The organism is Amycolatopsis sp. NPDC051128 (assembly GCF_040682715.1).
Taxonomy (GTDB): domain Bacteria; phylum Actinomycetota; class Actinomycetes; order Mycobacteriales; family Pseudonocardiaceae; genus Amycolatopsis.
In genome coordinates this window covers 123,039-139,501 of the sequence record NZ_JBFBBN010000022.1, presented here as the reverse complement: position 1 = coordinate 139,501, position 16,463 = coordinate 123,039, and the positions used below count along the sequence as shown (strand labels likewise).

Here is a 16,463-nt window from a genome sequence, read left to right as displayed (position 1 = left end):
ATTGTGGCGTTGGGTGCGTCCAGTGCACCCAATGTGGCGTTGGGTGCGTCAGACGCAACCAACGCCACATTGGGGCGCTTGACCCCGGCCGTGAACGGGACATTTCCGGCGCAAGTGAGCTGAGTGTCAAGAGTTCGGCGCGCTGTCGTGGTCGCGTTACCTGCTCCTCACCAGGGGTGAGTTTCGGTGGCCGATGGTCATGGGCGTGACCGTGATGAGCGTCGAAGTCACTCCCCTTCCCGAACCGTCCCGGCCCCCGCTGACGGCGGTGCCGCCGCTCCGGCGGGCGCGGCGCCTCGCCGTGCTCGGCGACTCCACCGCCGTCGGGCTGGGCGACCCGCTGCCGCGGCGGGGCGGCTGGCGTGGCGTCGGCCCGCTGGTCGCGGCCGCGCTCGAGGTCGAGGCCGGCGGCTACCTGAACCCGGCGTTCGCCGGCGCCCGGATGCGGTGCGTGCTCACCGAACAGGTGCCCGCCGCGGTGGCGCACCGGCCCGACGTGGCGTTGCTGGTGGCCGGCATGAACGACACGCTCCGCCCCGACTTCGACGCGGCGCGCGTCGCCGCCGACCTCACCGAGGTGATCCACCGGCTCCGGGAGGCCGGCACCACCGTCCTGCCGGTCCGGTTCCACGACCACAGCAAGGTTTTCCGCCTCCCGCCGTCGCTCAAGCGCGCGCTCAGCGCCCGCGTCGCCGAGCTGAACGCGGCCATCGGCGAGGTCGTCGCCCGCGAAGGCGTGCCCTGCCTGGACCTCGAACGGCTGCCCGGCGCGTACGACCTGGCGTCGTGGAGCGTCGACCGGCTGCACCCGTCCGAGCGGGGGCACCGCATGCTCGCGAGCGGTTTCACCGGGCTGCTCGCCGAAGCCGGGTTCGACGTCCCGGAGCCGGTGAGCCTCACCTGCGGCGGCGGCGTCGCGCCGAGCACCACGGGGCACGTGGGGTGGCTGGTGCTCAAGGGCATCCCGTGGCTGTGGCGCCGCGGCCGCGAGTTCCTGCCCTACGCCGCGGTGATCATGTGGCACTCGTTCCGCGAGCGGACCCGCTGAGGGAGCACGCCGTGGATGTCCGACAGCACCGCCCCGTTCATCCGTCCACCATCGGGCCCGGGCCGCGCCCCGGGCGAGTGAGTTCGCCCAGGGCGCAACCGGGCTACCCGACGGTGAGCGGCAGCTCCCGCACGCCCGTCATGTTCGGGTTGACCTGGAACTTCGGTGGCTCGCCGGGAATCGTGCGCAGCGCCGGGTAGCGATCGAACAGGATGTTCAGCGCCACCCGGCCCTCCAGCCGGGCGAGCGGCGCCCCGATGCAGAAGTGGATCCCGCGGCCGAAGGCCAGGTGCGGGTTCGGGTCACGCAGCGGGTCGAAGCGGTCCGGGTCGGTGAAGACGCGCTCGTCCCGGTTGGCCGCCGCCACCCAGACCATCAGCATCTGGTCGGCCGGCACGGTGACGCCGTCGAGTTCCACCTCCCGCATGGTCGTGCGGGCCACCGCGGCGAACGGCGTGAGGTACCGCAGCGACTCCTCGATCGCCGGCGGCACCAGCGACCGGTCCGCGCGCACCCGCTCGGCCCATTCCGGGTGCGTGTCGAGGCACAGCACCGAGTTGCCGAGCAGCATCGTGGTGGTGATGTGCCCGGCCAGCAGCAGGATGTTCGCGAAGTTGACGACCTCGTTGCGGGACAGCCGTTCGCCGTCCAGCTCGGCTTCGACCAGCTTCGTCAGCAGGTCTTCGCGTGGCCGCTTCCGCCGCTCGTCGACGTGCTCGCCGAGGTAGTCCGTGAGCGCTTTCTGGCCCTCCAGGGACTTCTTGATCGCCTCGTCCTGCTTTTCGTCCTTCTGCACCAGCGAAAGCTGCTCGGAGGACTCGAACATCTTGTCCACCCAGCCCTTGAACAGGTGCCGGTCGCTCGCCGGGACGCCCAGCAGCTCGGCGATGACGATCACCGGCAGCGGGTAGGCCAGGTCGGCCACCAGCTCCAGCCGGTCTCCGGTGGTGACCGCGTCGAGCATCTCGTGGGTGATCGCGGCGATCCTCGGTTCGAGGTCCGCCACCACCTTCGGGGTGAACGCGCGGCTGACGAGCTTGCGCATCTTGTTGTGCAGCGGCGGGTCCAGCTGCAGCAGGTTGCCGGCCGACATCGCTTCGAGGTCGGCGTCCGGCATCATGTCCTTCGGCACCAGCCGGGTGGTGTCGGAGGAGTACGTCGCCGGGTCGCGGAGGATCTCCTCGATCTCCGGGTGTCCGTAGACGTTCCACATCCCCAGTTCCGCGGCGTACTCGACCCGCTTCTCCGGTTGCTTCCCCCGCAGCCAGAACTGGGAGGCGTGGAGTCCCCAGGTGTCGGCGAGTGTGGTGGTCATTTCCGCCCCTTTCCCCTGTGTGGCCCCGGGTTCAGCCGGGTGCCCTGGTGGGATCGTGTGTGTAGATCCCGTTCCGAAAGCCCGAGACGAGCTCCTCGAGCGCCGAACTCAGTTCCGCCGCCACCTCCGCGACCGCCACGGGATCGGGCTCCCCGGGCGGCTCGAACGCGGCGCGGATCAGGTGCGCGAGGACATCCGCCTTCTCCGTCAGGGGGATGCCCTCGAAATCGTCCGAAACCGTGTCGCCGAGGTAGAACCCGAGCGTCGCGGCGTGGAGCGCGTAGCTCACGTGCGGGACGTCCGCGCGGATCAGGCGGTGCCGGAGCAGCACGTTCTCGAACCGTGCGCCCAACTCGTCCTGCTGCTTCTTCAGGGCGAGGTCGCCGAGCGAGCCGAATATTTCGGCGTTGCCGCGCAGCATCGCCATCACCAGCGGACGGCGATGGGTGATGAGGAACGACTCCGGGATCATCCGGTGCGGGAGGATCATCGCCGGGTCGGCCTTGATCGCGGCCAGCATCTCATCGGTCAGGTCGGCCGACTCCCGCATCATCAGTGCCTGGAACAGCAGTTCCTTGTTGCGCCAGTGCAGGTAAACGGTGCCCTTGCCGATGCCGACCGCGCGCGCGATGTCGTCGATGGCCACCTTCCGGTAGCCCATGCGCAGCAGCAGCTCGCCCGCCGCGTCCAGGATCCGGTCGGCGCGCTCGCGGTTGGGATGGCTCATGCGTCTCCACCTGTGGTTTCGTTGAGCATTTGACTGGTTGACCCGAATCGCTATTTCGGTCAATCAGTCAACACGACGGTAGCGCTGATCGGGGGGCCAGGGCAAGCGGTTCTGTCGGTGGCGTCGGTTAACGTCATCTCTGTGGGACAGGACGAGCTCTTCACCGTGAACGCCGACGTGGCCCCGCCACCGGAGCGGACGACGTCGAACGCGGCGGAGCCGCAGGCGGACCCGGCGAGCTCCCCGCTGGCCGTGCGGATGCGGCCGCGTTCGCTCGGCGAGGTCGTCGGCCAGCAGCACCTCCTGCGCGAGGGGGCGCCGCTGCGGCGGCTGGTCGAGGGCGCCGCGCCGGCGTCGGTGCTGCTCTACGGCCCGCCCGGCACGGGCAAGACGACGCTGGCCAACCTGGTTTCGATCGCGACCGGCCGCCGGTTCGCCGCGATGTCGGCGCTCTCGGCGGGCGTCAAGGAGGTGCGCGGGGTCATCGAAGAGGCGCGCCGCCGCCGCCAGTACAACGCCGAGAACACGGTGCTGTTCATCGACGAGGTGCACCGGTTCTCCAAGACCCAGCAGGACGCGCTGCTCGGCGCGGTCGAGGACCGCACCGTGCTGCTGGTCGCGGCGACCACCGAGAACCCGTCTTTTTCGATCGTGGCCCCGCTGCTGTCGCGGTCGCTCGTGCTGCAGCTCCGCCCGCTGACCGACGACGACATCACGGAGCTGATCGAGCGCGCGCTGGCCGACGAACGCGGCCTCGGGGGCGAGCTGACGCTGACCGAGGACGCGCGCGCCCACCTGGTCCGGCTCGCGGGCGGGGACGCCCGTCGCGCGCTGACCGCCCTCGAAGCGGCGGCCGACGCCGCGTCGGCCACCGAGGCGAAGACGATCGACCTGGCCACCGTCGAGTCCACTGTGGACAAGGCGGCGGTGCGCTACGACCGCGACGGCGACCAGCACTACGACGTGATCAGCGCGTTCATCAAGTCCATCCGCGGGTCCGACGTGGACGCCGCGCTGCACTACCTGGCCCGGATGATCGAGGCGGGGGAGGACCCGCGGTTCCTCGCGCGGCGGCTGGTCGTGCACGCCAGCGAGGACATCGGGATGGCCGACCCGACGGCGCTGCAGTCGGCGGTCGCGGCCGCGCACGCGGTGCAGTTCATCGGCATGCCGGAGGGCAGGCTGGCGCTGGCGCAGGCGACCGTGCACCTGGCCACCGCGCCGAAGTCGAACGCGGTGATCAAGGGCATCGACGCGGCGCTGGCGGACGTCCGGGCCGGGCTGGCGGGCGCGGTGCCGCCGCCGCTGCGCGACGGGCACTACGCGGGGGCCAAGAAGCTCGGCAACGCGCAGGGCTACCGCTACCCGCACAACGTGCCCGAGGGCGTGCTGGCGCAGCAGTACCCGCCGGACGAACTGGTCGGCAAGGACTACTACGAGCCGACCCAGCGGGGCGCCGAGCGGCCGCTCGCCGAGCGCGTCCCGAAACTGCGCCGCACGATCCGCGGCCAGTGACGTGATCAGCGCGTGAAGGGGAGATTCCGTCGCGTCGAACGCCGTTCGCCCGATCTCGGGGCGCGCATGGCAAGATTATCGGGTTCCGTAAACTTTCCACCTTGAGGCGGCCCAGGGGAGGGCCGCGGCGACGGCAGGAGGCCCACCCGTGCCCGCGACGCTGCAGTGCATCGTCCTGGACTGCCCGGAACCGGTCGTGCTCGCCCGCTTCTACCAGGTGCTGCTCGGCGGCGAGGTGGACCGGCCGGACCCGCGGTGGCGGGTCGACGAGGACTGGTCCACCCTCCACGTGGACGGCATGGTCCTCGGGTTCCAGCGGGTGCCCGACCACCGGCCGCCGCACTGGCCCGACCCGGCGTTCCCGCAGCAGTTCCACCTCGACTTCGAGGTCGACGACTTCCGGGAGTCGCACGACCAGGTCCTGGCGAACGGCGGCCGGCTGCTCGACCCCGACCTCGGCGGCCGGGGCTGGCGCGTCTACGCCGACCCGGCCGGTCACCCGTTCTGCCTGCTGGGCGACTACTGACCAGAGCGCACTGACCGGACTGCGGGGCGGCCCCTTGTTCGGCACGATGGGGCCATGAGCGTCGCGTTTCTCGGCACCGGAATCATGGGCGCGCCGATGGCCGCCAACATCGCGAAGGCGGGCCTCGACGTCCGGGTCTGGAACCGGACCCGGGAGAAGGCCGAGCCCCTCGCCGACGTCGCGACGGTGGCGGATTCGGCCGCCGCGGCGGCGGACGGCGCGGACATCCTGGTGACGATGCTCGCCGACGGGCCTGCCGTCGCTTCGGCGTTCGAAGCCGCTTCGCCCGCTTCGGGCACGTTGTGGCTGCAGATGAGCACGGTCGGGCTCGACTGGACGGACCGCCTGGCCGCGGCCGCCGGCCAGGCGGGCGTGGTGTTCGTCGACGCGCCGGTGCTCGGCACGCGGCAGCCCGCGGAGCAGGCCCAGCTGCAGGTGCTGGCGTCCGGGCCGGAGGAGGCGCGCCCCGCCGCCACGCCGGTGTTCGACGCGGTCGCCCTGCGCACGCGCTGGCTCGGGCCGGCCGGCCAGGGCAGCCGCCTGAAGCTGGTGATGAACGCCTGGGTGCTGGCCCTGACCAACGCCACGGCCGAGAGTCTCGGCCTGGCCCAGGCGCTGGGCCTGGACCCGGCGCTGTTCCTGGAGGCGATCGAGGGCGGCGGTCTCGACGTCGGTTACGCGCACCTCAAGGGCGGCGCGATGCTGTCCGGCGAGTACCCGCCCGCGTTCCCCGCGGGCCTGGCGGCGAAGGACGCGCGTCTGGTGGTGGAGGCCGCCGGCGAAGACGTCGACCTCGCGGGCGCCCGGGCCGCGCTCGCGCACCTGGAGGCCGTGGTGGCGGCCGGCCACGGCGACGAGGACATGGCCGCGCTCTACCGCGCGGTCGTGAAGTCCTCCTAGCCCGCGGCCCCAAACGCCCCAATGTGGCGTTGGGTGCGTTGGATGCACCGAACGCGGCTTTGGGTGCGTCAGACGCACCGAACGCCACATTGGGTGCGTTGGACGCAACCAACGCGGCGTTGGGTGCGTCAGACGCACCGAACGCCACATTGGGTGCGTTGGACGCAACCAACGCCACTTTGGGGCGCTAACCCGGCAGGAGTGTCACGAGCCGGTCCACGCCCAGCGCGCTGGTCAGGAGGCGTTCCTTCGCGTTGCCCAGGAGCTTCTGCGTCCACGGCGTGAAGCCGCCGTCGCCGACCTCGGCGAGCTCGCCGCCGAAGGACGCGTACACCTTGAAGCAGAGGCCCTCGTAGTACCCGCCTCGGCCGCCTTCGCGGTCCGGGAACGGGCGGACCGGCACGTCCGGCACCGTGTCGAGCAGGCCCTCGAACCGGGGGTCGAGCACGGTCACGCCCAGTTCGACCGCGGACGCGCCCAGCGCCTGGCAGGCCGCGGCCATCAGCCGGGCGTGCTCGGCCAGGTGCTGCCGCTCGAAGGCCAGGTCGCCGGAGTCCCGGCCGGCCGTGACCGCGCCGAACAGCGAGAAGTGCGCGAACAGCCCCGCCGGGACCTGCTGGGCCCGCACCACGCGCTGCACCGTGGCCAGGCGCACGACGTCCTCCGACGAGCGCCGGACCGCCGCCTCCAGGGCCAGGCCGGTGGTGGAGTCAGCGGCGACCTCGGTGCCGCGGCCGGTCGGCACCACCCGGTGCTGGGCCACCCCGGCCACCGCCGAATGGGTGCCGAGCGGGACGAGTGGCGAGAGGGTCACCAGGTCGAAGCCCGTGGCTGTGCCGAGCACGATGTCTTCGACCCGGCGCAGCAGGGCCAACGGCAGTGGGCTCGGCGCCGCGAACCGGTCGGTGCGGTGCCGCCGCAGGACGTCGGGGCCGGCCAGCCGGGCCGCGCGACGGCGCGCGATCTCCAGTTGCACCGTGGTCAGGTCGGCGCCGGACAGCGCCGCGAGCACGTCGGCCGCGGTCCCGCCCGGCCCGGCGAGGACCCTCCGGCCGGGTCCGGCATCGTGTTCCATCGCCCAGGTGTACCGCCCCGCGACGGCCACGGGCGAGCCGTTTTCGGGGCGCGGCGGGGTGACACGGTCGGGCACCCGGCCAGGCGGTAACCTCACCTCCACCCAAGTTTCGTGAACCGAGGAGGGCCCGTGTCGGCAGGGCAGATCGCCGCGTTGATCGCCGCAGGAGCATTCGTGGTGCTGGTCGTCCTGCTGGCGATCCCGCTGATCAAGCTCGGCAAGACGCTGGACGCGGCCACCGAAGCGATCGAGCGCACCAACAGCAACACCGACCCGCTGCTGATCGGCGCGAACCAGACGATCACGCACGTGAACGCCCAGCTCGAGCGGGTCGACGGGATCACGTCGAACGCCCAGGCTGTCACCGGGAACGTCTCCGCGCTGACGTCGGTGTTCACCGCGACCCTCGGCGGCCCGCTGGTCAAGACCGCGGCGCTGTCCTACGGGCTCAGCAAGGCGATCAAGGCGCGCAAGAAGAAGACCGCCTTGAAGGCCGCGAAGAAGGCCGCCAAGTGAAGCGGCTGTTCTGGCTCGGCGTCGGCGTCGTCACGGGGGTCGTGCTGTCGCGCAAGGCCGCCGAAACCGCTCGTCAGGCCACTCCCGCCGGGTTAGCATCGAACCTGGGCGACGCCGTGCGCGAGCTGGCGGGCGCCGTGGGTTCGTTCGGCGCCGAGGTGCGCGCGGGCATGAACGAGCGGGAACAGGAGCTGCACGACATGGTCGAGGAGCGGACGGGCGTGGTGACGCCGCAGGCTTCGGGCCGGCACGCCGCCGACCGGCGCCCCGTCCGGCGAGCTCGCCGGGCGGAGCGCTGACCGGTCGCGCCCGCGCGAGCCGGAGCCGCCCCGCCGCCGTCATCCCGTTCTTCGCCACCAGCACAAGGACCTGACCCGTGGACACACACGAAATCACCGACCGTTTCCTGCGCCATTTCGAGAGCAAGAGCCACACGCGCGTGCCCAGCGCGCCGCTGATCCTCGACGACCCGAACCTGCTGTTCGTCAACGCCGGCATGGTGCAGTTCAAGCCGTACTTCCTCGGTGAGGCGCCGCCGCCGTACCCGCGCGCGACCTCCGTGCAGAAGTGCGTGCGCACGCCGGACATCGACGAGGTCGGCAAGACCACCCGGCACAACACGTTCTTCCAGATGGCCGGCAACTTCTCCTTCGGCGACTACTTCAAGGAAGGCGCCATCGAGGCGGCCTGGGAGCTGATCACCAAGCCCCAGAGCGAAGGCGGCTACGGCCTCGACCCGGACCGGATCTGGGCGACCGTCTACGAAGACGACGCCGAGGCGGCCGGCCTGTGGCGCAAGCTCACCGGCCTGCCCGGCGAGCGGATCCAGGCGCGCGACATGGTCGACAACTTCTGGTCGATGGGCATCCCCGGCCCCTGCGGCCCGTGCTCGGAGATCTACTACGACCGCGGGCCCGAGTACGGCCGCGAGGGCGGCCCGGTCGTCGACGAGGACCGCTACATCGAGATCTGGAACCTCGTGTTCATGCAGAACATCCGGGGTGAGGGCAGCGGCAAGAAGGACTTCCCGATCCTCGGCGAGCTGCCCGCGAAGAACATCGACACCGGCATGGGCGTCGAGCGCGTCGCGACGATCCTGCAGGGCGTCGAGAACGTCTACGAGACGGACCTGGTGCGCCCGGTCATCGGCCGCGCGGAGGAGTTCTCCGGCCGCCGCTACGGCGCGAACCACGCCGACGACGTCCGCTTCCGCGTGATCGCCGACCACGCCCGCACCGGCGTCCTGCTGATCGGCGACGGCGTCACCCCGGGCAACGACGGCCGTGGCTACGTGCTGCGCCGCCTGCTGCGCCGCATCGTCCGCTCCACGCGCCTGCTGGGCGTGCAGGAGCCGGTGCTGCAGGAGTTCGCGAAGGTCGTGCGCGACACGATGGGCCCGACCTACCCCGAGCTGGTCGACGGCTTCGACCGGATCAACGAGGTCGTCCGGATCGAAGAGGACGCGTTCCTCTCGACCCTGACCAGCGGTTCGCGCATCTTCGACATGGCCGCCGAGGAGACCAAGCGCGGCGGCGGCGACGTGCTGGCCGGCGACAAGGCGTTCCAGCTGCACGACACTTACGGCTTCCCGATCGACCTGACCCTCGAGATGGCGGCCGAGCAGGGCCTGACCGTCGACGAGGACGGCTTCCGGACGCTGATGAACGAGCAGCGCACCCGGGCGAAGGCGGACGCGGCGTCGCGCAAGACCGGCCACGGCGACCTCTCGGAGTACCGGAAGGTCCTGGAGCAGCACGGCGAGACCGAGTTCCTCGGCTACACCGACCTGCAGTCCGAGGCGAAGGTCGTCGCGCTGCTCGAAGACGGGCAGCCGGTGCGCAGCGTCGCCGCGGGCAAGAAGGCGGAGCTGGTGCTCGACCGGACGCCGTTCTACGCCGAGAGCGGTGGCCAGGTCGCCGACACCGGCGTGCTGCTCGGCGACGGTGTCGAGCTCAAGGTCCTCGACGTGCAGAAGATCGTCCCGGGCCTGTTCGTGCACCGCGTCGAGGTCACCGACGGCGAGGTGGGCCTGGACACGAAGCTCACCGGCTCGGTCGACGCGCACCGCCGCCTGTCCATCGAGCGCTCGCACTCCGCGACGCACCTGGTGCACGCGGCCGTCCGCGGCGCGTACGGCAAGCGCGCGGCGCAGGCGGGCTCGCTGAACTCGCCGGGCCGGATGCGGTTCGACTTCACCACCCCCGGGTCGGTGTCGGCGGACGTGCTGACCGAGGTCGAGCAGGAGGTCAACGACTACCTGCAGACCAACGTCGAGGTCCGGAGCTTCACCACGACCAAGGACAAGGCCCTCGAGCTCGGCGCGGTCGCGCTGTTCGGCGAGAAGTACGGCAACGACGTCCGCGTGGTCGACATGGGCGAGTACTCCCGCGAGCTCTGCGGTGGCACGCACGTGGACCGGATCGGCCAGCTCGGCCTGGTCAAGCTGGTCTCCGACGCGTCCATCGGCTCGGGCGTGCACCGCGTCGAGGCGCTGGTCGGCACCGACGCGCTCAAGTACGTCCGCAAGGAGCAACTGCTGGTCTCGCAGCTGGCGAACACCTTCAAGGTCCCGTCGGACCAGCTGCCCGGCCGCATCGAGGACGTGCTGACCCGGCTGAAGAACGCCGAGAAGGAGATCGCCCAGCTCAAGACCCAGCAGGTGCTGGGCTCGGCGGGCGCGCTCGCGGGCAAGGCGGCGGACGTCAACGGCGTCTCGGTCGTGGCCGAGGTCGTCCCGGACGTCGACGGCAACGGCCTGCGCGCGCTCGCGTCGGACATCCGCGGCCGGCTCGGCTCGCGGCCCGGTGTCGTGGCGCTGTTCTCGCCGGCCGGCGACAAGCTCAGCTTCGTCGTCGCGACGACGAAGGCGGCTCAGGACCAGGGCATCGCGGCGGGCAAGCTGGTCCCGTCGTTCGCCGGCGCGATCGGCGGCCGCGGTGGCGGCAAGCCCGACATGGCCCAGGGCGGTGGCACGAACCCGGCCGGCGCGGCCGACGCGGTGACGGCCCTGCGCGCGGCGATTGCCGGCATTGGTTAACCGCGGAAACCGCGGCCCGGACCGGCCCGGCGCGGGCGATCCGGGCCGGGGCCGGCGGCTCGCCGTGGATGTCGGATCCGTCCGGGTCGGTGTGGCGCTGAGCGATCCGGCCCCCGTGCTCGCCTCGCCATTGGTTACCCTCTCCCGCGATGCGACCGACGACAGTGATCTGGACCAGCTGGCCGCCCTCGTCACCGAGCACGAGGTGGTCGAGGTGATCGTGGGCCTGCCGAGAACGCTCGCCAACCGCCAGGGACCGGCGGCCGATGCGGCGATCGCGTACGCTGAACGTCTGGCCGGGCGCGTCGCGCCCGTGCCGGTCCGGCTGGGCGACGAGCGGCTGACCACGGTCACCGCATCCCGCATCCTCTCCCAGCGCGGGGTCAAAGGCCGCAAGCAGCGCGCGGTGGTCGACCAGGCCGCCGCCGTCGAGATCCTGCAGGCCTGGATCGACGCCGCCGCTGCGCACCGCGCCCGGGAGGGAGACCGATGAACGACGAGCAGCCACCTGAGCGTCAAGGCGGACGCAGACGCCTGCGCGAACCGGGACCGGCCACCCCGCCGCCGTCCCGGCCCGCGCCGCGCCGCGCCGACCCACGCGATCCCCGTGCCGCCGAGCCCCGGCGCGCCCAGCCCCCGAGCGGGCCGCACGAGCTGCCACAGCCGTCCCGGCGCGCGCCGGCGAACAGCGGCCCGCACGAACTGCCGCAGCCGGCGCGCCGGCCCCGGCCCGAACCGCCGGGCCACGACCCGCGTCGCGAAGCCCCGCCGTCCGGTCGCCGCCGTCGTCTCGAGCCACCGGACGTGCTGCCCCCGGCCGACGACGACTTCGACCCGCAGGCCCAGCGGGGCGCGCCGGCCCGCGCCGCCCGGGCGCGCCACGGCCTCGACGAGGGCTCCGAGGTCGAGCCCCCGGCCCCCCGCCGCCGCCGGGCGCTGCCGGAGCCGGACGAGGTCGCCGAACCGCCGCGCCGCCGCCCGGCCCCGGAATCACCCGCCGCCGCGCCGCCGCCCGTCCGGCGGACCGTCCCGCCGGGTGACCGCGCTACCGGCGTGCCCGAACCCGGCGTCGAGCCGCCGCGGCGACGGCGTCCGCCGCCCCCGCCGGTACGCGAGGAACCGCCCACCGACGTCCTGCCCGCGCTGGCGCCGCCGCCCCCGGCCGAGCCGCCCCGCGCGCCGCACGAAGAGCCTGGGAGCGACGGCTTCTTCGCCGAGGACGACGCATACGCGGAGTACGACGAGTACGACGACGACTACGAGGACTACGACGAGTCCCAGTACGACGACGAGTACGACGACTACGAAGAAGAAGAGCCGAAGAAGCCGAAGAAGAAGGGCAAGCGCGCCCTCGGGTGGATCGCCGCGGTCGTGGTGATCGCCCTGCTCGCGGGCGGCGCCTGGTACGGCTTCAACAAGATCTTCGGCTACGAGGACTTCGAGGGCGCCGGTGACGGGGACGTGCTGTTCCAGGTCGACGACGGCGACTCGGCGTCGGCGATCGGCGCGAAGCTCGCCACGGCGGGCGTCGTCGCGAGCGGCAAGGCGTTCGTCAAGGCCGGCGAGGACAACCCGAAGCTGGCCAAGATCCAGCACGGCTTCTACGTGATGAAGGCGCGCATGTCCGGGGCCAGCGCGGTCGACCGGATCGTCTCGCCCGGCGCGCGCGTCGGGCAGCTGGAGGTCCGGCCGTACACGCAGTTCGACGACATCACCCAGCCCGACGGCAAGATCACGCCCGGCGTGTACAGCCTGATGGCGAAGGCGTCGTGCGCGCAGCTCAACGGCAAGAGCACCTGCGTGTCCGCGGACGACCTGCGCAAGGCCGTCGACGCGGCGGACCTGAAGACGCTCGGCGTGCCGGACTGGGCGATCGAGCCGGCGAACAAGGCCGACCGCAAGGACCGCAGGCTGGAGGGCCTGATCGCGCCGGGCCTCTACGACGTCCGGCCGGGGGCGACCGCGCCGGAGATCATCGGCCAGCTGGTGCGCAGCTCGGCCGAAGCGATCCAGAACGCCGGCCTGAGCCCGCAGTCGACCGGCCCGGAGAAGACGCCGTACGAAACGCTGATCATCGCCTCGATCATCGAACGCGAAGCGGTGAAGGCCGACTTCGGCAAGCTTTCGCGGGTGATCTACAACCGGCTGGCGATCAACATGCGGCTGCAGATGGACTCCACGGTCAACTACGTGCTGGACCGGCCGACGTTGCTGACCAACGAAGGCGACCGCGTCAAGTCCGGGGCGTACAACACGTACAAGAACGCCGGGCTGCCGCCGACGCCGATCTCGGTGCCGAGCGCGGACGCGATCCAGGCCGCGGTGCACCCGGTGGCGGGGGACTGGGTGTACTTCGTCAAGTGCGAGAAGAACGGCCTGTCCTGCTTCGCGGTCACCAACGACGAGCACAACAAGAACCGGGAGCTGGCCAGGGGGCGCGGTGTCATCTGAGCCACGCAAGGCCGCGGTGCTGGGCAAGCCGGTGGCGCACTCGCTGTCCCCGGTGCTGCACGGCGCCGCGTTCGCCGCGCTCGGCCTGACCGGCTGGACGTACCAGCGGATCGAGGCGAGCGCCGAGGAGCTCCCGGGGCTGGTCGACGGCCTCGGCCCGGAATGGGCCGGGTTGTCGGTCACCATGCCGGGCAAGCGCGCGGCCCTGGACCACGCGGACGAGGTGACGCCCCGCGCGGCCGCGGTCGGCGCGGCCAACACGCTGGTCCGCACCGCGAAGGGCTGGCTCGCGGACTGCACCGACGTCGACGGCGTCACCGGGGCGCTGCGCGCGGCGGGCGGCTACGAGCCGTCGGCCACCGGCACCGCCGTCGTGCTCGGCGCGGGCGGAACGGCGGCGGCGGCGGTCGTCGGGCTCGCCACGCTCGGCGTGCGGCGGGTGCGCCTGGTCGTCCGGGAACCCGCCCGGGCCGGGGAAACGCTCGACGCGGCGAAGCGCGCTTCGCTCGACGTCGACGTCCTGCGCTGGTCCGAAACGGACTTCGCGGCCTTGGGGTCCGCGGCGGTGCTGGTGAACACGGTGCCGCCGGACGCGGTCGTCCCGCACGTGGCCGAGCTCGCGGCGATCCCGCACGTCCTGGACGTCATCTACCACCCGTGGCCGACGCCGCTCGCCGAAGCGGTCGCGGCGCGCGGGGGCCGGCTCGCGACCGGGCTGGACATGCTGCTGCACCAGGCGTTCGGCCAGGCCGAGCACTTCACCGGCCACCCCGCGCCGCGGGCGGCGATGCGCGACGCGCTGCGCGCGGCGACCGGGGACCTGCTGCCGCTGCCGATCACCTGAAAATCGCTTGCGCGGATCGATAATCTGGTCGACTGCCTAAGTGAAGGGGGTCTTCACCGAGATGACCAGTCAAGAAGCGTTGAGCGAAGACGAGATCCAGGCGATCTCGGTCGGCGGGGCGCAGCAGCTCAACTCGACCGTCACGCTCGCCGACTACGACCCGGAGTGGCCGGAACTCTTCGAGCGCGAGGCCGAGCGGATCCGGGGCGTGCTGGGGGAGCGGGTGCTCGTCCTCGAACACGTCGGTTCGACGTCGGTGCCGGGGCTGTGCGCCAAGCCGATCATCGACATCCTCCTGGAGGTGCCGGACTCCGACGACGAGGACGCCTACGTCCCGGCGCTGGAGGCGGCGGGCTACCGGCTCGTCATCCGCGAGCCGGACTGGGAGAAGCACCGCTGCTTCAAGGGCCCGGACACGAACATCAACCTGCACGTGTACTCACCGGGCAACGGCCAGACCGAGCGCTACCGGCTCCTGCGCGACCGGATGCTGGCGCACCCGGAAGAGCGGGACCTCTACGCGGCGAAGAAACGCGAACTGGCCGCGAAGGAGTGGAAGTACATCCAGAACTACGCCGACGCCAAGACCGACGTGATCGAAGAGATCCTCGGCCGGGCGCGGGCGGCGCAGTACGACGCGTTCAGCGAGGCCTACGCCGAACACGCGGAGAAATCCGTCACCAACTCCCGCTACGACCGGCCCGCGATCGTCGACCTGGCCGGCGACGTCGAAGGCCTGAGCGTGCTGGACGTCGGGTGCGCGGCCGGGCACCTCAGCGCGCTCCTGGCCGGGCGCGGCGCGGACGTCCTCGGCGTGGACGTCAGCGCGGGCATGGTCGCCGTGGCGCGGCGGAAGTTCGGCGACGTCGCCCGGTTCGAGGTCGCGGACGTCACCCGGCCCCTCGACATCGAGGACGGCTCGATCGACGTGATCACCGCGTCGCTCGTCCTGCACTACCTGAAGGACTGGGGGCCGACACTGGCCGAGTTCCGCCGCGTCCTGAAGCCCGGCGGAGCACTCGTGTTCTCCGTGCACCACCCCAGTGAAGACTGGCGGTGGTTCGGGAAGGAGAACTACTTCGAGGTCGAGCTGCTGGAAGACGAGTTCCCGCCCGGGCAGCGGGTGCGCTTCTACCGGCGCCCGCTGAGCTGGACGTTCCAGGCGGTCCGCGACGCCGGGTCCGCCGTCGACCGGCTGGTCGAGCCGATGCCGCTGCCCGAGGCGGCCGAGGCCGACCCGAAGTGGGCCGCCAACCTGCGGACGAAGCCGCGGTTCCTGTACTTCCGGGCGGTCAGTCCCGCGTAGCGAGGTCATGGACGAGGTCGACGATCTCCCGGCTGACCGGGCGGAACACCCGCAGCCGGGAGAGCGCGGCCACCCGCGCGAGCAGCGAGCTTGACGTCGGAGCCGTCGACGACCTCGCGCATGAGGCCGATCGACGCTTCCCGGGCGGCCGAGGAACGTCGGCCGTTCACCCGGCAGAACGACGCCTCGGACCACCACCTGGTCCGGGTGGACGTGCTCGTCGGGTTACCGTGAACCATGCGGATCGCGATTCTCGACGACTACCAGAACGTCGCCCTCACCTTCGGTGACTGGGACTCGCTCAAGGCCGACATCACGGTCTTCACCGAGCCCTTGGACGACGTCGTCAAGCAGTTGCAGGGCTTCGAAGCGGTGGTCGCCATGCGCGAGCGCACCCGCTTCCCGGCCGCGGTGCTCGACCGGCTGCCCGACCTGAAGCTGCTGGTCAGCACGGGCAAGCGCAACGCGGCCATCGACGTGGCGGCCGCGCGGCGCAACGGCGTCGTCGTGTCCGCCACCGGCTACATCGGCCAGCCCACCGCCGAACACACCTGGGCGCTGATCCTCGCCGCGTCGCGGAACCTGCCGCAGGAGTTCCGGTCCATGCGCGAGGGCGGCTGGCAGACGACCGTCGGCACCATGCTGCACGGCAAGACACTCGGCCTGCTCGGCCTCGGCAGGCTAGGCGCGGGCGCGGCGAAGATCGGGCAGGTCTTCGGGATGGAGACCATCGCCTGGAGCCAGAACCTGACGCAGGAGAAGGCGGACCCGCACGGCGTCACCGCGGTGTCCAAGGAGGAGCTGTTCGCCCGCTCGGACGTGCTGTCGGTCCACCTGGTGCTCAGCGAACGCACCCGCGGTCTCGTCGGCGCGCCGGAACTCGCCGCGATGAAGCCGGACGCGTTGCTGGTCAACACCTCCCGCGGCCCGATCGTCGACGAAGCCGCGCTGGTGGACGCGTTGCGGCGCAAGGAGATCCGCGCGGCCGCGCTGGACGTCTACGACACCGAGCCGTTGCCCGCCGACCATCCACTGAGGACGCTCGACAACGCGGTCCTGACGCCGCACATCGGGTTCGTCGCGCGAGAGGTCTACGAGATCTTCTACGGCGACGCGGTCGAGGACATCGCGGCCTACCAGGCGGGGGAACCGATCCGCGTCATGACGGAGTAGTGGGGTGCGGCCCGCCGGGGCCCGAGGTCC

15 protein-coding genes and 1 pseudogene are annotated in these 16,463 nt (G+C 71.9%); 12 read left to right on the top strand and 4 right to left on the bottom strand.

The annotated features are described in order from the left end of the window. The first annotated feature begins 193 nt into the window (after nt 1-193). Nucleotides 194-1,048 carry an SGNH/GDSL hydrolase family protein gene (locus AB0M82_RS23240; protein ID WP_364725258.1) on the top strand — a complete coding sequence of 285 codons (855 nt, stop codon included), beginning with the start codon at nt 194-196 and terminating at the stop codon, nt 1,046-1,048. Nucleotides 1,049-1,151: 103 nt separating this feature from the next. On the opposite strand, the gene AB0M82_RS23235 is transcribed toward AB0M82_RS23240, so the two are convergent. Then, nucleotides 1,152-2,363: a cytochrome P450 gene (locus tag AB0M82_RS23235; RefSeq protein WP_364725255.1), complete on the bottom strand. Its 1,212-nt coding sequence runs from the start codon at nt 2,361-2,363 to the stop codon at nt 1,152-1,154. Between the two features lie 31 nt (nt 2,364-2,394). Further along, nucleotides 2,395-3,090, bottom strand: coding sequence for a TetR/AcrR family transcriptional regulator (locus tag AB0M82_RS23230; RefSeq protein WP_364725253.1), 696 nt, complete (start codon nt 3,088-3,090; stop codon nt 2,395-2,397). Nucleotides 3,091-3,231: 141 nt separating this feature from the next. On the opposite strand from AB0M82_RS23230, the gene AB0M82_RS23225 reads away from it, so the two are divergent. The 3 genes from AB0M82_RS23225 (at nt 3,232) to AB0M82_RS23215 (ending at nt 6,031) form a co-directional block, all read left to right on the top strand. Further along, a complete protein-coding gene (locus AB0M82_RS23225) occupies nt 3,232-4,605 on the top strand; it encodes a replication-associated recombination protein A (protein ID WP_364725250.1) in 1,374 nt (457 codons plus the stop codon). Nucleotides 4,606-4,753: 148 nt separating this feature from the next. Further along, nucleotides 4,754-5,131 carry a VOC family protein gene (locus AB0M82_RS23220; protein WP_364725247.1) on the top strand — a complete coding sequence of 126 codons (378 nt, stop codon included), beginning with the start codon at nt 4,754-4,756 and terminating at the stop codon, nt 5,129-5,131. A 54-nt stretch (nt 5,132-5,185) separates the two neighbouring features. After that, nucleotides 5,186-6,031, top strand: coding sequence for an NAD(P)-dependent oxidoreductase (locus AB0M82_RS23215; protein WP_364725244.1), 846 nt, complete (start codon nt 5,186-5,188; stop codon nt 6,029-6,031). A 187-nt stretch (nt 6,032-6,218) separates the two neighbouring features. Here AB0M82_RS23215 and AB0M82_RS23210 read toward each other — a convergent pair whose 3' ends face one another. After that, a complete protein-coding gene (locus AB0M82_RS23210; protein ID WP_364725241.1) occupies nt 6,219-7,181 on the bottom strand; it encodes a hypothetical protein in 963 nt (320 codons plus the stop codon). 54 nt (nt 7,182-7,235) lie between these two features. Here AB0M82_RS23210 and AB0M82_RS23205 point away from each other — a divergent pair, with 54 nt between their 5' ends. The 7 genes from AB0M82_RS23205 to AB0M82_RS23175 all read left to right on the top strand — a co-directional run bounded on the left by AB0M82_RS23205 (nt 7,236) and on the right by AB0M82_RS23175 (nt 15,260). Then, complete coding sequence (locus AB0M82_RS23205; protein ID WP_364725238.1) at nt 7,236-7,622, top strand: DUF948 domain-containing protein; 387 nt, start codon at nt 7,236-7,238, stop codon at nt 7,620-7,622. Beyond that, complete coding sequence (locus AB0M82_RS23200; RefSeq protein ID WP_364725236.1) at nt 7,619-7,921, top strand: hypothetical protein; 303 nt, start codon at nt 7,619-7,621, stop codon at nt 7,919-7,921. The genes AB0M82_RS23205 and AB0M82_RS23200 overlap by 4 nt, the downstream gene beginning before the upstream one ends. Nucleotides 7,922-7,998: 77 nt before the next feature. Next, nucleotides 7,999-10,659, top strand: coding sequence for an alanine--tRNA ligase (gene alaS, locus AB0M82_RS23195; protein WP_364725234.1), 2,661 nt, complete (start codon nt 7,999-8,001; stop codon nt 10,657-10,659). 64 nt (nt 10,660-10,723) lie between these two features. Next, entirely contained in the window at nt 10,724-11,152 is a 429-nt protein-coding gene (gene ruvX / locus AB0M82_RS23190) for a Holliday junction resolvase RuvX (protein ID WP_364725232.1), read from the top strand. After that, nucleotides 11,149-13,110, top strand: a complete 1,962-nt coding sequence (mltG, locus tag AB0M82_RS23185; RefSeq protein ID WP_364725229.1) for an endolytic transglycosylase MltG — start codon at nt 11,149-11,151, stop codon at nt 13,108-13,110. Before ruvX ends, mltG begins: the two co-directional genes overlap by 4 nt. A gap of 16 nt (nt 13,111-13,126) precedes the next feature. Then, nucleotides 13,127-13,954 carry a shikimate dehydrogenase gene (locus AB0M82_RS23180; RefSeq protein ID WP_364725274.1) on the top strand — a complete coding sequence of 276 codons (828 nt, stop codon included), beginning with the start codon at nt 13,127-13,129 and terminating at the stop codon, nt 13,952-13,954. Nucleotides 13,955-14,015: 61 nt separating this feature from the next. Beyond that, complete coding sequence (locus AB0M82_RS23175) at nt 14,016-15,260, top strand: GrpB family protein (protein WP_364725226.1); 1,245 nt, start codon at nt 14,016-14,018, stop codon at nt 15,258-15,260. Here the strand turns inward: AB0M82_RS23175 and AB0M82_RS23170 are convergent. Next, nucleotides 15,247-15,415: pseudogene (locus AB0M82_RS23170) on the bottom strand (TetR/AcrR family transcriptional regulator); the annotation flags it as partial. The gene AB0M82_RS23175 and the pseudogene AB0M82_RS23170 sit on opposite strands and share 14 nt — an antisense overlap. 82 nt (nt 15,416-15,497) lie before the next feature. Here AB0M82_RS23170 and AB0M82_RS23165 point away from each other — a divergent pair. Next, on the top strand, nt 15,498-16,433 hold the full coding sequence (locus AB0M82_RS23165) for a D-2-hydroxyacid dehydrogenase family protein (RefSeq protein WP_364725223.1): 936 nt from the start codon (nt 15,498-15,500) through the stop codon (nt 16,431-16,433). The last annotated feature ends 30 nt before the right edge of the window (nt 16,434-16,463 follow it).

What these genes read in the sequence shown, in the direction of transcription:
- AB0M82_RS23240 (WP_364725258.1), top strand. Translation starts at nt 194, where the DNA reads ATGGTCATGGGCGTGACCGTGATGAGCGTCGAAGTCACTCCCCTTCCC.
- AB0M82_RS23235 (WP_364725255.1), bottom strand. Translation starts at nt 2,363, where the DNA reads ATGACCACCACACTCGCCGACACCTGGGGACTCCACGCCTCCCAGTTC.
- AB0M82_RS23230 (WP_364725253.1), bottom strand. Translation starts at nt 3,090, where the DNA reads ATGAGCCATCCCAACCGCGAGCGCGCCGACCGGATCCTGGACGCGGCG.
- AB0M82_RS23215 (WP_364725244.1), top strand. Translation starts at nt 5,186, where the DNA reads ATGAGCGTCGCGTTTCTCGGCACCGGAATCATGGGCGCGCCGATGGCC.
- mltG (WP_364725229.1), top strand. Translation starts at nt 11,149, where the DNA reads ATGAACGACGAGCAGCCACCTGAGCGTCAAGGCGGACGCAGACGCCTG.
- AB0M82_RS23175 (WP_364725226.1), top strand. Translation starts at nt 14,016, where the DNA reads ATGACCAGTCAAGAAGCGTTGAGCGAAGACGAGATCCAGGCGATCTCG.
- AB0M82_RS23165 (WP_364725223.1), top strand. Translation starts at nt 15,498, where the DNA reads ATGCGGATCGCGATTCTCGACGACTACCAGAACGTCGCCCTCACCTTC.